This window comes from Nitrospirota bacterium, from assembly GCA_023229435.1.
Lineage (GTDB): Bacteria > Nitrospirota > UBA9217 > UBA9217 > UBA9217 > JALNZF01.
Genome location: JALNZF010000025.1, coordinates 17198 through 31733 on the forward strand (window position 1 = coordinate 17198; position 14536 = coordinate 31733).

Annotated in this window: 12 protein-coding genes; 11 read left to right on the forward strand and 1 reads right to left on the reverse strand. The window is 54.6% G+C overall.

Annotated features, from left to right (window positions below; all coding sequences use genetic code 11):
• Positions 1-236 precede the first annotated feature (236 nt).
• From gpmI to M0R70_13815, 9 genes are all read left to right on the forward strand, one after another.
• Positions 237-1790 carry a 2,3-bisphosphoglycerate-independent phosphoglycerate mutase gene (gene gpmI / locus M0R70_13775; GenBank protein MCK9420434.1) on the forward strand — a complete coding sequence of 518 codons (1554 nt, stop codon included), beginning with the start codon at positions 237-239 and terminating at the stop codon, positions 1788-1790.
• Between the two features lie 186 nt (positions 1791-1976).
• Positions 1977-2699, forward strand: a complete 723-nt coding sequence (locus M0R70_13780; protein MCK9420435.1) for a ComF family protein — start codon at positions 1977-1979, stop codon at positions 2697-2699.
• Positions 2700-2857: 158 nt separating this feature from the next.
• On the forward strand, positions 2858-3718 hold the full coding sequence (locus M0R70_13785) for an LPP20 family lipoprotein (protein ID MCK9420436.1): 861 nt from the start codon (positions 2858-2860) through the stop codon (positions 3716-3718).
• Between the two features lie 97 nt (positions 3719-3815).
• Positions 3816-4967, forward strand: coding sequence for an S-layer homology domain-containing protein (locus tag M0R70_13790; GenBank protein ID MCK9420437.1), 1152 nt, complete (start codon positions 3816-3818; stop codon positions 4965-4967).
• A 206-nt stretch (positions 4968-5173) separates the two neighbouring features.
• Positions 5174-6556 (forward strand): transglutaminase domain-containing protein, encoded by a 1383-nt coding sequence (locus tag M0R70_13795; GenBank protein MCK9420438.1) that lies wholly within the window; start codon positions 5174-5176, stop codon positions 6554-6556.
• A 63-nt stretch (positions 6557-6619) separates the two neighbouring features.
• The gene (locus M0R70_13800; protein MCK9420439.1) at positions 6620-7666 is read left to right on the forward strand and encodes a hypothetical protein; all 1047 of its coding nucleotides are present in this window, start codon (positions 6620-6622) and stop codon (positions 7664-7666) included.
• 132 nt (positions 7667-7798) lie between these two features.
• Positions 7799-9172 carry a DUF799 family lipoprotein gene (locus M0R70_13805; protein MCK9420440.1) on the forward strand — a complete coding sequence of 458 codons (1374 nt, stop codon included), beginning with the start codon at positions 7799-7801 and terminating at the stop codon, positions 9170-9172.
• A 40-nt stretch (positions 9173-9212) separates the two neighbouring features.
• Positions 9213-10181: a CsgG/HfaB family protein gene (locus tag M0R70_13810; GenBank protein MCK9420441.1), complete on the forward strand. Its 969-nt coding sequence runs from the start codon at positions 9213-9215 to the stop codon at positions 10179-10181.
• A gap of 31 nt (positions 10182-10212) precedes the next feature.
• Entirely contained in the window at positions 10213-10974 is a 762-nt protein-coding gene (locus M0R70_13815) for a FecR family protein (GenBank protein ID MCK9420442.1), read from the forward strand.
• Between the two features lie 172 nt (positions 10975-11146).
• On the opposite strand, the gene M0R70_13820 is transcribed toward M0R70_13815, so the two are convergent.
• The gene (locus M0R70_13820; GenBank protein ID MCK9420443.1) at positions 11147-11803 is read right to left on the reverse strand and encodes a hypothetical protein; all 657 of its coding nucleotides are present in this window, start codon (positions 11801-11803) and stop codon (positions 11147-11149) included.
• A gap of 222 nt (positions 11804-12025) precedes the next feature.
• Between M0R70_13820 and M0R70_13825 the strand changes: the two genes are divergently transcribed.
• Complete coding sequence (locus M0R70_13825; GenBank protein MCK9420444.1) at positions 12026-12475, forward strand: transcriptional repressor; 450 nt, start codon at positions 12026-12028, stop codon at positions 12473-12475.
• A 43-nt stretch (positions 12476-12518) separates the two neighbouring features.
• Complete coding sequence (feoB, locus tag M0R70_13830) at positions 12519-14504, forward strand: ferrous iron transport protein B (protein ID MCK9420445.1); 1986 nt, start codon at positions 12519-12521, stop codon at positions 14502-14504.
• The last annotated feature ends 32 nt before the right edge of the window (positions 14505-14536 follow it).

The following is a 14536-nucleotide window of genomic DNA, read 5'->3' on the forward strand; positions in this document are numbered from 1 at the left end:
CATCAATAAGCAAACGCTTGGGATTCTATACTGGGATCTTGGAATTTAGTAACTACTCAGGTAAAAACATTATCCGCAGATTACGCCGATTTCATCACGCCTGGGCGTGACGTCCATCTGCGCAATCTGCGGATAAAAAAGATTCTCTGTTGTAAACTTTTCTGAATTCATCAGACATGCTGAATAGTTACGGAATTAATTTTTAATTTGGAGTTTTATCGGGTACGGGAGCTTTCATGTCAAGCAAGCGAGTAGTGCTGTTGGTCCTCGATGGATGGGGAATCAACACGAGCAAAAAAGGAAATGCCATTGCCTCGGCAAAAACCCCGGTCTATACCGGGATAATGCGCGAGTACCCGCATGTATTACTCCAGGCATCGGGAGAGGCGGTTGGTCTTCCCGAAGGACAGATGGGAAATTCCGAGGTGGGTCACCTGAACCTCGGAGCCGGCAGGACCGTGTACCAGGACTCGACACGGATCAGCAAGGCGATCAGTGACGGTGAGTTCTTTCACAATCCGGTCCTGCTTTCGACAATGGAAACCGTCAAACAATCCGGGGCGAAACTTCATCTGATGGGACTCCTTTCGGATGGCGGCGTCCATAGCCGGATGGACCATATTATCGCGATGTTCGATATGGTAAAGGCCCAGGGAATCACGAATGTCTTCTTCCACGCATTCCTGGACGGCAGGGACACTCCGCCCTCGAGTGCCATCCAATACATCACTCAGCTTGAAGAACATTTTGCCAGGATAGGCATCGGCAAGATTGCCTCGGTTTCAGGAAGATTTTATGCCATGGACCGCGATAAACGCTGGGAAAGGATCCAAAAGGCTTATGAGGTCCTGGTCATGGGCGAGGGGATAAGAAAATACTCGGCTCTCGATGCAGTCCAGCAGAGTTATGATCACCATAAGACCGACGAGTTTGTGCTCCCGACAGTGCTGCTCAACGGGAATACGAACAGGAGCATTGCCACGATCCAGAACAATGATGCGGTTATCTTCTGTAATTTCCGGTCAGACAGGGCCCGGGAAATCACCCGGGCGCTCACGGATCCGGAATTCGCGGCGTTCAAGCGGGACCAGGTCCCGAAGCTTTCCTCCTTTGTTTGTCTGACGACATACGACGAGACTTTTGAGCTGCCGGTGGCTTTTGGGCCGGTGCGGCTCGTCAATATCCTTGGAGAAGTGCTGAGCACGCACGGAATACGTCAACTCCGCATTGCGGAGACCGAGAAATACGCCCATGTCACCTTTTTTTTCAATGGAGGAGAAGAGCGCCCATTTGCTCTTGAAGAGCGGGTGCTGGTGGCGTCGTCGCGCGATGTTCCTACCTATGACAAAAAACCGGAGATGAGCGCGCGTGAGATCACCGATAAGCTCGTTGAACATATCGCATCACGCCAGTATGGCTTTATTCTCGCTAATTACGCTAATCCGGACATGGTCGGCCATACCGGGGTGATCGAGGCAACGGTCAAAGCGGTGGAAGTGATCGATGAATGCCTGGGTCGCGTGCTGACCGCGGCACGGGAAGAGGGAATGGTGGTGTTCATCACCGCCGACCATGGCAATGCCGAGATCATGCTCGATGCCTCGACCGGCCAGCCGCACACAGCGCACACGACCGATCCTGTTCCTTTTATTATCGTGCAAAAAAATGTTCGGGTCAGGGAATCCGGAATCCTTGCCGACGTTGCGCCGACCGTGCTCGACCTCATGGGTATCAGCATCCCAACGGAGATGACCGGAAAAAGTCTCATTCTCGAGGCGAACGCTAAATAACGCGTAGTTTTCAATGATAAAAATCGTCATACCCGCGAAGGCGGGTATCCAGTATCCATGCGACGACCTGAACAAACATAGATTCCCGTTTGCACGGGAATGACGAAAAAATGTTTTTATTTTATCCGAGATCATCCTATATAAGGTCAGCATTTGTGATTTGATTATTTACTATTTCGAGGTGCTATGCGCTTCTTCAGACGAATTCTGGATGTTATCCTTCCTACCTCCTGTTCCTTCTGCAATGATCCGGTTGGTGATTCCAACATCCCTTTTTTCTGTTCCGCCTGCTGGGCTGATTTCACCCTGATACACGGTCCGGTATGTCCATGCTGCGGAAGGCCCTTCGACTCGCCCGAGACGCTCACCCACAGTCCCGAGCATGTGTGCCATGAGTGCAGGCGGGAGCCGCCCCAGTTCGATCAGGCATTGTCGGTCGGATATTTTGAGGGTTCGTTGCGCGAGGCCGTGCACCAGTTCAAATACAGACCATGCAGGACCCTGGGATCGCCGCTGGGTGAATGGATGGCGGCGAATGTCCGTTTGGTCATGGACATCGATCTCGTAATGCCGGTGCCGCTCCACGTGAGCAGGCTTAAAGAGCGGGGCTTCAACCAGGCGCTCCTGCTCGCGCACCGGATGAGCGAAGCGCACCATATTCCGTTCTCCTGCGACAACCTCTGCCGGACAAGGCCCACCAGGCCGCAGGTGGAACTGTCAGGAGTGGAGCGGATACGGAACGTGGCCGGCGCTTTTGCGCTCCGACAGCCTGAAGTGGTGGCTGATAGAAACGTCGTTCTCATTGATGATGTTTTTACCACCGGCGCTACCATGAATGAATGTGCTTCGGTGCTCAAGCAGGCGGGGGCGGCGCATGTGACGGCGTTCACGCTTGCAAGGGCGGTGTAAACGGCATGATGAACGGCAGGTAATCTTGACAATTACTCTGTGGTTAGGTATAGTTTGACGTATGTTTATCCAGCCTAAACCATGAACCTTGAACCCGACAACCTGAGCAGTTACCCTGGATTTATCCATTTCAGAAAATCAACCGAAGGAGGTATACCATGTTCGTAACGAGATCAGCAGTTTTCGCAATAATCGTCTTAATCCTATTCACCGTTGTGGCAGGAAACGCATCAGCCCAGCTTGCGGGCACGATCAAGGATGTTGAGCAGTCGGTGGGCTCCTCGGGAAGGGTGGACTGGACCACAGGAGTGCTGACGGCGGTAGGTATCGGCGCTCCACCGGCACAACCCGCCAACGCGGCGCAGGCGAGGGCCATGGCAGAACGTGCGGCACAGGTGGTTGCGTACCGGAACCTGCTCGAGGCCGTGAAAGGGGTCCGGGTTGATTCCACTACTACGGTCGAGAATTTCATCATTACGAGCGATGTCATCAGGACCGAGGTGAGCGGTATCATCCAGGGGGCCACGATCATGGACAAAAAATACATGTCCGATGGTTCTGTGGAGGTGACCGTGGGGATGAAGCTTACGGGCGCGCTTGCCGAGTCCCTTCTCCCGAAGACGCCGCCGACACCCCCGACCGGTCTTACCGGCACGCTGGCGCCCGCTGCTCCAGGGCAGTTGTATACCGGCCTGATCGTGGACGCGCGGGGACTCGGTGTAAAGCCTGCCATGGCCCCGAAGATCCTGAATGAAGACGGCAAGGAAGTCTACGGCTCCGCCTGGATAAACCGGGATTATGCCGTGCGTGAGGGCATGGTCGGCTATCTCAAGGACCCTGTTCAGGCACAGACGAACCCCCGGGTAACGGATAAGCCCCTCATGGTAAAGGCAATCAAGGTTGCGGGAGACGCGAGAGTGGATATGGTCATCACCAACGCTGACGCAGCCATGCTGCACAGCGCTTCAGAGAACCTGAGCATGCTTCAGAAGTGCAGGGTCATTGTTCTGGTCGATTGATCTTATCCACAGACAGTTGTGGTGATTGTCGAATAGAGCGGGGCGGAGTGATTGCCCTGGTCCAAACTAAAACGTGCGAAATGATCGGAGGTTGGTAATGTCTACACAGATGAAACGCCTTATAGTGCTGGTGGCGGCCATGGCTCTCGTAATTGCCGGATGCGGCAAGAAGATAGCTCCCCCCGTGTCGGTGATGGACTCTCCCGAGTATCATTACAATAACGGACTGAAGTACCTCGACAGGGACCAGAGTGACGATGCCATGAAGTCCTTTGACCGTGCCGTCGCGCTCGACCCCAAGTCGCCGCTCGGGTATATCGGCAGGGGATTGGCATTCGGCAAAAAGGGAGAATTTAAACCCGCTCTCGACAACATGTCAAAGGCCAAAGGCCTTGACAAGGGCATTGAGGCCCCTATCGGTATGATCCGTCTTTACAGCATGCAGCGGGCTGCTGGCTGGGTCCCGGATGCTGAAAGCGAGTTCAAGGCCGCAAAGAAGAAAGACCCGGAGAGCGCACGGCTCCATTACTATATGGGGATGGCCTACAAGGTCGCCATGGATTTCGACAAGGCCGAGGAAATGTTCAAGATCGTTCTGGACATGAACAAGGAGTTCACCGGGGAGGCCAATGCCGAGTGGTCCCTGATCCAGAAGATCCAGCGGGCCGCGCCGGGGACCGAGATCGGCAAGAAGATAGCCCTCATCGACAAGATCGACCGCGCTGATACAGCCGCACTCTTCGACCAGGAGATGAACCTGGAAAAGCTCTTCACCAAGCGCGGCGTCAAGACCTATGATACGGAATTCAAGGCGCCGACAGAAGCATCCATAGCAATGAATACCGAAAAGGTCATCAAAATGGAACCCGCGACGGATATCGCGGACCATTGGCTCAAGCCAAGTATCGATCTGGTGCTCAAACTCCAGGTGCGCGGTCTCGAAGCGGGACCGAACCACACGTTCGAGCCGGACAAGCTTATCACCAAGGGCGAGTTCGCCCTCATGCTCGAAGATATCCTGATCAAGGTGTCCGGTGACGAGAAATTGGCCACCAGGTTCCTGGGGGCCACGTCGCCCTTTCCGGACATCAGGAACGATCAGTATTTTTTCAGCGCCGCCATGACCGCAACTTCGAGGGGATTCATAGAGGCCGACAAGGCTACCGGCGAGTTTAAACCGGGAGACCCGGTTTCAGGCGCGGATGCGCTTCTCTCCATCCGTGAGTTCAAGAACCAGCTGAAATTCTAAGTTGTTCGATACAGCCCGCTCCGCGTTTGCGGGGCGGGCTTTTTTGATGGAACGATGAACCTTTCCATTAAGTATTTAGTAAATACATATCGTTAAGAAAACATAAAGTTGCATTATAAAAACTCACCAAAAAGGTTAAACTAACAATGCTTGACACCTGGTTGATTTCACCGTGTCCATCCGGGGCGAATTGCCGATTTTTCAGGATGAAAACGTATCTCTCTACCTTCATACTGGCATTATTGCTTCCGGTATGCGCTCAAAACGCCTTGGCAGGGCTTAAGGTGCTTGAGGGAGAGCACACGGTCGTGTATGACATCGTGAACCCTCGGGGAGTCGCCTTTATTCCTGAATATTCCAACGAGTCATTTGATCAGAAAGTGGTCAATCTTGACGAGTTCAGCAAGCGAGTGACCATAACCTCGAAGATGGGTCCCTTGAAGACGCGGGTCCCTTTCCCGGTCTCCACGCAGCGGTTGCCGGCGGCTGTGTCACGCTATCTGATGCCGGAGCAGGACCGCCAGTCTCAGGATCCTGACATCGTGCGCCTGTCAGCGGAGGTCACCCGGGGAAGCAGGTATGCCCATGAAGCGGCGAATGCCGTTCTCTCCTGGTTGGCGGACAACCTTACCTTTGATACGAGCATCACGGTCCCGAGCGATGCTGTTTCCGCGTTCAAATACAAAAAGGCCTATTGCGTCGGCTATTCCAACCTCGCGGTTGCCCTGCTGCGGGCCGCCGGGATCCCGGCACGGGTTGCGCACGGATACCTGCCCCCGGGCTACGAGTGGGGATTTTCCAAGGAGTACTGGGGCGTCAAGGTAAATGACGGCGGGTACCATGCCTATCTGGAAATATATTATCACGACACGGGATGGGTATTCTCCGATGCCGAGCATTCCCATAATTTCGTCGACCCATTCCACATAATTCTTCGTCTCGATGACATGCAAATGCCCGGGGCCTACAAGGGGGGCTACCTGGACGTGGACAAGGCCACGTTCTACACCATCTTCAAAGAAGAGGACAGTACGGTTATGGTCGACGAACTGCCCTTCCCGAAACAGAAGCGGCTCGGCAGGCGGCTTGATGAGCGCCAGCATTCCGCGCTCGTGACCGGCCGGGTGATCGACAAAACGGATCAACCGGTAAAGAAAGGCTCGGTGGTCCTGTGGAAGGACGGGAGAGGGGAGTCCTCTCATTTTGTTGAGGGAAAATATGCGGCGTCGTTGTCGAACCCGGGCAAATACCGCGTGGAACTGAAAGGCCCGGGTTTTGCAAAATCGTCCCGGGAACTTCAGGTTGAGCAGGGACAGGTATACACGCTGAACTTTACGCTGCAGCCAGGCGGTGTGATCAAAGGCAAGGTCACTGATGCGGGCGGCCAACCTCTGCAGGAAGGCGATGTATTCTATAAAGAGGGATCCGCCAGCTACGGCGTCTCGATCGACCGGGATGGGACCTATAAAATAGAAGGGCTGGCTCCGGGTCAGTATAAAGTCTCGGTCATGACCGGGGAGAAGGAATCCTCGGGGAGCGCGCAGGTTGAGGCCGGTAAAGAGACGGTCATGGATTTTGTGGTAAAATAGGCACTCAGGAGTCAGATACATCCTGGCAGGTGTATTGATCCCAAAATACCCAGAGGTGAAAGCATGCAAAGGCATCTCGTCATCGTATTATTCCTATCCGTCATAACAGGGTATGGTCCGGTCTCAGCGCAGACCAATGGTCCTGGAGACGCTGTTGAGGCTGTTAACTCAGGCAAGATCAATTGGACTGCAGGCGAGGTCTCTGCCACCGGAATAGGAGTGCCGCCGGCTCAGCCCGCGAACGCAGCGCAGGCCCGCGCCATGGCCGAACGCGCGGCTTTTGTTGTAGCGATTCGGAACCTTCTTGAAGTGGTGAAGGGAGTTCGTGTGGATTCTGAGACGGTGGTGGGGAACTTCATGGTCCAAAGCGACGTTATCAGGACGCGGGTTGAAGGGATCGTCAAGGGCGCCCGGGTCGTCAAAAAGCAGTATCTGTCCGACGGCTCTGTCGAGATGCTGGTTGCCATGCCGCTGAAAGGCTCATTGATGGACACCATCGTTCCGGAAAACTTCGGGAGACCTGCCGGAGGTCAGATCCCATTGAAGCCGATGCTGATACCTCAAAAACCCTCGGATATAAAACCATCGCAGCAACCTTCGAAACCCGCTGAACCTTCCCTGCCTCCTGTCCCCTCGCCCTCAGTGCCTGAGATGAAACCGGAGCCTGTTCAGCCGCCGCTCCCGCCGACAGCCGTGACACCGGAGAAGAAACCGGAGCCGCCGGGACCGGTCGCGCCATCACCGGAAGGGCCTTCGGTCGATTTCAAAGGCGGTGTGGCAACCGGCCTGGTGATCGATGGCAGGGGACTCGGTCTCAGGCCCGCGCTTCTGCCCAGGATCATCGATTCAGAGGGGCAGGAGATATACGTGGGACAGGTGGTCACCAGGACCAATGCCGTGGAACAGGGTGTCGCAGGCTATGCCAGGGACGTGAATGCCGCGGCGAACAATTTCCGGGTCACGGACAACCCGGCGGTCATTAAGGGTTTGCGCGCATCCGGTTCTGCCAGGACCGATATTGTCGTGGCCCAGGCGGACGCCGGGATGCTGCATCAGCTTGGAGGAAAGGGCGATTTTCTCCAGAACTGCAGGGTCATCATCGTTTATTGATGCGACGTTCCTGTCCCCGCACGCGGGGATTTGTAACTTGACAGGCATCGGCATTTATGCAAATATCGTTGTCGTTGTCAGCCGCATGTTCGCATGGTATAAATCATAGAACGCAATTAGAGGAAGCGCTGAATGCTTAAAAAACAGGTATGTTCTCTTGCCGCCATAACACTGGTTACCGTCATGGCAGGTTGTCATCCTCCATCTTCGAATCTGCCCCGTGACTACGGCAACCCGATCAAACGGGTGGCTGTCCTGACGATGAAGAACGACACCAATGATGTGGACGGGCCTGATGTGATGAGAAAAAAAATGGCCCAGGCATTGGAACAACGGTCCTATGTCGTGAAAGACCTGAAAGAAACAGACCAGATCCTGCGAGACCGGATGGGGATCACCCTGGGAGGGCAGCTTAGCCTGACGACGGCGGAAAAACTCGGGCAAGAGTTGGGGGTTGAGGGTGTGCTGTATGGAACGCTTATGGATTTCAATGAAACGACATTGGGCGCAATAAATGTCAGGAAGGTCCGTGGGAAGTTCAAGCTCGTGAATACGATGACCGGACAGACCGTATGGGAGCGGGGCCTCGGCGTGAGAAGCGAGTTGGTCATGCATAGTCAATATGGAGCAGCGGCGGCCATAGCCGCACGTGCCGTCGATGCCAGGGACAAGGACGTCCCCTGGGTGACCGTCGAGACCATGACGACGGGAAGAAAGAACCTCGGGGAGTCATTTGCCATCGGTCTCGGCACAAAGCTGCTGAGTCAGGCTATCGGCAAGCACCTGGACCACGAATCAACAGAGTTGGCAAGACGGGTCACTGATAACCTCCACTGGGGTCCGGGTCCGGGGGCTGTTGCCACTATGCCATCGCCGAAGATCGTGATGCCTGAGATCAAGATGCCCGAACCACCGTCCTTCGGGTACATGGACTGGGAGGGGAAGAGGGATTTTTCGGCAGTCCTCTATTCCGTATCATTCGACAAAAACCGGAACGAGCCGTTTTCCATGGAGATACCGATTGCGGTCGCATTCAACCGTATGCGGATGGACATGGATCTGTCGAAGATGAACAAGGGTGACTCAGCTTCGGTGCTCAGTAAAATGATTCTGATCACCAGGGGCGACAAAAAGGTGAGTTACACGCTGTATCCTGATGCTCAAAAATACCTGGTCCATACGGAGAATGAAGCGACTGAAGAAAAACCAAGGGTCGAAAAGACCCTGGTGGGCAGCGAGGTGATCGATAAGCATCCTACGGACAAATACAAGGTGAAGATCATCTATAAGGACGGAAAGGACGAGGAAGGGTTTATCTGGAACGCAAAAGACCTCAACGGCATGACCATCAGGAGCGAAGTGGAGAACAAGGACTACAAGGTCACGACGGCTGTCAGGAACATCATAGTGAAGACCCCGGCCGCCGCAATGTTCGAGATCCCGGCGGGCTATACCGAGGCAAAGGGATTCATGGACCTGATGGCGGCGGAGCCGAAGAATAAATAGAACGAAAAACATATCTCAAGAATGCCAAGGAGGGTACATAATGAAAAAGTTTTCAATAATGATGAGTTCAGGTGTGTTGCTGTTGATAATCGCTTTCGCTGCAGGATGTTCGCCATCCATGTCCGGGGCCGTCAAGGACGACACAACCCTGACCGATACTTCCAAACAGTTGAAGACAAGCAGCGATGTGGGGGACTACAAGGGGCCGAAGCTGAGGGTCGGTGTGGTCAATTTCCAGAACAAAACCCCATCGAGAGTACTTGGTATCGGCGAGGCAGCGGCCGAGATCCTCGGAACGATCCTGCAGAAGACCGAACGGTTCATCGTTATCCCCCAGCAGGACCTGGAGTCCATTCTCGCGCAGCAGCGGCAGGGGGCTTCCGGCGCCTTCAATCCCGAGACTGTGGCAAAGATGGGTGAGATCATGGGCCTGAACGCGATCGTGACCGGATCGATCTCCGCCTATTCCGAGACGGAAGAGGGTTACGATTATGTGGTGAGTAAAGGGAAAAAACAGATCGCCCGGGTCACCGTTGATTATCGGATCGTTGATACCACGACCGGGGTCCAGCTTTTGGCTGATTCAGGCGCGGGGATCTATGAGAAGTCAGCGGGATCGGTCCTCGGCATGGGGACCAAGGCCGCGTATGACACCGACCTCCGCGACGGCGCTCTTCGTGACGCCCTCAATAAGGCCATGGTCAACATGATGAAACAACTCGGCAAGCGCAAGTGGAACGGACGGGTTGCGCAGGTTGACGGATCAAACCTTTACATCAACGCCGGTGAGAAATCCGGACTCAACGTTGGAGAGAAGCTTGATGTGTTCAGGCCGGGCAAGGAGATCATCGATCCCGTCACCAAGCAGAAACTGGGGACCACCGAGAGCAAGATAGGACAGGCCCTGGTGCAGCAGAACGACATCGGAGACCAGGCCGATCTCTCCATCGCGGTCCCCACGTCGGGCACCGGTTTCAAGCCCGGCGATATCGTTAAACTCAGCAGGTAGGTCGCGAGGCCGCGGCAGGAAGGATGATACCATGCTGAAGCAATCTCTAACACTGTCGATCGTTTTGCTTCTGGCATTCGTGTGCGTTTCAACACCCGTACACGCCGCCGAGTCAGGCGGAAGCGATGCCGTGGTCACCGTTATCCAGGGCACGGCGCGCGTGTACTCCAGAGAGGCGACCAAGGGACGTGGTATCAAAAAAGGAGACCGCATCAAGGAAGACCAGGAGGTACGGGTCGCAAAAAAGTCTCGCATCGAGATGCGGTTTCCCGACGGAACGGTGATGAGGCTTGCGGAAAAATCCAGGCTCAAGATGAACGATCTGGCCTTCAATAAAAAGACCGAGAGCAAGAACGTCGAGGTCGATCTCGCCGTGGGAAAACTCTGGGCCACGGTGAAAAAACTGGGTACTCCTGACTCGTCGGTCGTGGTCAAGACCTCGAATGCCGTTGCCGGCGTGCGTGGCACCGTGTACCAGGTCAACGTGTTTGAGGACAAGAGCGCGAAGGTCAAGGTGTACGACGGAGAGGTTTTTGTGGCCAATCCGCCGAGGGACGCGGCACAGCCGACCGACAAGGTGACCGCGCCGCACCCCGTTGCCGGACCCCATGCGGTACCGCCGCCCATGCACGAGGTGTCGATGGAGGAGTGGACCGTCATTGTCAAGGCCATGCAGCAGATCAGCATCTCGCCGCAGGGCGTTGCGTCGAAGCCCCAGGTTATTGATCCCCAGGCTGATACGGACGCCTGGGTCAAGTGGAATCAGGAGCGGGATAAAGAATTAACATTCTAAGGAGCTCGGGGAATTGGCGATGACATGGCCGTCCGGTTTGTAACCGGACGGCCTTTATTTTGGCGCGCCGGGCAGGGTTACCCGGGGATGATAGGAAGACCGCCTGCTGCAGGATGCGCTGAGTATTGGTAACGATCAAGTATGAAACTTACGGGTCAGGTTCAACTCGCTATCAGAAATAGGAGACCATCAGCATGGGTGCAAGATCTTCTCGGTTCGGGCCCGTTGTGTCGGTGATCTCAATAAGCCCGGGGGATACAAATCCGAGATCTTCCAATATTCGAATCTGGAAGTCAGCCAGCCCCAAACGCTGTGCCTCGGTCATCAGTGAAGTGACATCCACGGATACATGGTATCCGATGTCGGCTGAGGAAATGGCGGGCACGATTGTCGTGAATGCTATCGCCGGCTGGAGAGTTCGGTCAAAATCCGTTCCTACCAACGTTGGTGGCTGAAAGGAAACAAGTTCGATACGAATCGGGATCGTGTTGCCCGGCGATAGAAGCACGATGTTGCTGATAACAATGTCGAGCGTCGCCGAATCAATGGTGGCGTTCCCCGGGACCCCGCCGGTCAAGGGGAAGTCCAGGAACGCACGATATTCCACATTTGTTGCCGGATCTATCCCGGAAAACACACTTTGCGTGTTGCCCTGTGTTATCGTGGAAGTTCCCTCAGTATTGACTGCGATATCACCATCGTACGCAGGATTGCTGAGGATAAATGAACTGTATATCTGGGGAGAACTGCTGTGATCACTGCCGCACCCTATCGGGGAGAGGACCAGGAACACCAGTATTGCCGAAAAGAACGTCCGTTTCATTCCCATTACTACCTCCCTTTTTATAATCTGCCGCAACCCGCGGTTCTGTTGCTGAAATTTGTATCATAGTTTACCACAAATTGAATGTCTTTGAAAGTTGAATTCTCCAATGCACAAAAGAAAATGGAAACAGGACGTCACGTATGTCGGTTGTTCGAAAACCTGTTGACAGCGTCTTCGCCCCATGATATAAAGGTGAATATTGAAAATGGTTATCAATATCGTATTATGCGGAAAAAGCCGACAGAACATTTGAGTGAATACCTCGTCGATCAGGGGTTAAAGTCAACCAGCCAGCGGGACAAGATTCTTGATGTCTTTGTCAAAGCCGGCAGGCACCTGAGCGCCGAGGAACTGTATGCCCGGGTCAGGAAATCGCATCCCGGAATCGGCTTTGCCACGGTATACCGGACGCTCAAGCTCCTGGCCGAAGCGGGTCTTGCCCAGGAGCGCAGGTTCGATGACGGATTTACCCGTTATGAGCACGCGAGCCCCGACGCCCACCACGATCATCTTATCTGCACACAATGCGGCGCCATCATCGAGTTCGAGAACGAGCGCATAGAGGCGCTCCAGCAGGACGTGGCAAGGAAGAATCGCTTCAAGGTACAGAACCATAAACTGGAGCTCTATGGCTTGTGCGAGGTCTGCCAGGGCAAGAAAAAAAGCAGTCAGTAGTCAGGAATGATAAAATAGCGCTGAAAGTGAGGATGTTCATATAGTGCACGACCATGATTCAAATGATGAAAATCGTTATCGCGACTCTCCTTTACATAAGGTCCTCCTGATCGGCAATCCCAATGTCGGCAAGAGCGCGCTTTTCGGTCTCCTGACAGGGACCTATGTCACCGTGTCCAACTACCCGGGCACCACAGTGGAGGTCACTTACGGAAATGCGGTCCTGAATAAAACAAAGACCCTGGTGATAGACACCCCCGGCGTGAACAGCCTGGTTCCCATGTCCGAGGACGAGAAGGTGACCCGCGACATGCTGTTGTCTGACCGGGCCGACGTGATCGTGCAGGTTGCCGATACCAAAAACCTGCGGAGGGGTCTTTTAATCACACTTCAGCTGGCGGAAATGGGCGTACCCTTTATTCTTGATCTCAACATGGACGATGAGGCCAGAAGCCGCGGTATCGTCATCAATCAGGAGACGCTCTCAAAGATCCTCGGCATTGAAGTGGTAAAAACCGTCGCCATCCGGAGGAGCGGCATCGACAGGCTGTTGAAAGGCATTCAGCATCCCCGGCCGTCCGGTATCGAGGTTCGGTTCGATGAGGTGATCGAAGGCGGGATCAGGGACATTGCCGCGTTGTTGCCGGAAGCGAATATCTCGCGTCGGGCGCTCGCGCTCATGGTCCTTGCGGGCGACGAAAGTCTCAAGGGATGGCTCCATGCGAACCTTCAGGACCACGTGATCGCAGAGATCGAAAAGATCCGGCAGGGGGTGCAGGCACGATTCAACAACTCTCTCGGTTATCTGATCAACCAGCGACGGATGAAAAAGGCCGATGAGATCCTGGCGCAGGTGTTGAGCCTCCACGAGGCCGGCAAAAGTTCAACGATCGCATTCCTTATCGGCAAGTGGTCCATGCATCCGGTCTATGGGCTGCCGATCCTGCTTGCGGTGCTTTATGTGGTCTATCAGTTCGTCGGTGTTTTGGGCGCCGGTACGGCGGTCAACTTTCTGGAGAAGATGGTCTTTGGCGAATACCTGAACCCCTGGGCGATAAAGATCGTTCATGTTATCCTGCCTGTCCCGTTTCTTCAGGAAATGATCATCGGAGAGTACGGCCTGGTGACCATGGCGCTCACCTATGCTATTGCCATTGTTCTGCCGATCGTGGGTTTCTTCTTTATTGCCTTTGGATTGCTGGAAGATTCAGGTTACTTGCCGAGGCTTGCGGTCATGGTGAATAAGGTTTTCAAGATCATGGGGCTGAATGGTAAAGCGGTGCTCCCGATGATCCTCGGGCTGGGGTGTGATACCATGGCAACTCTGACGACGCGCATCCTTGAGACTAAAAAAGAAAGAATACTGGTAACGCTCCTCCTGGCGCTCGGTGTGCCCTGTTCAGCCCAGCTCGGCGTTATCCTGGGGATGGTTGCCGGGCTTTCGGCCCTTGCGACGTTTATCTGGCTCGGCACACTTGTCGGTGTCATTCTTCTGGTGGGGTATCTTGCGGCGAAGGTCATCCCCGGCGAGCCGTCTGACTTCGTTCTCGAGTTGCCGCCGATCCGTGTGCCGCAGCTCGCGAACATCCTGGTCAAGACCGCCGCCCGCGTGCAATGGTATTTGAAAGAGGCGGTGCCGCTCTTTATTCTGGGCACGTTCATCCTCTTTATCGGGCACAAGATAGGGGCACTGGCGTATATCCAAAAACTGACGGATCCGATCGTGGTCACGTTCCTTGGACTGCCAAGCAGGGCGGCTGAAGCGTTCGTGATCGGTTTTCTGCGTCGTGACTACGGCGCAGCCGGCCTCTTCATGCTTGCCAAAGAGGGCCTGCTCGACCCGATACAGATCGTGGTGAGTCTTACGGTGATGACGCTGTTCGTGCCCTGCATAGCGAACTTTTTCATGATGGTGAAGGAGCGGGGAATGAAGACCGCGTTGTATATGGCGGCATTCATATTCCCTTTCGCCTTTGGTGTGGGAGGGGTGATGAATTGGGTGCTCAGGTTTTTTAAAGTCGCGTTGTGAGGGATGACGGACGAGGGACGAGGGACGAAAAA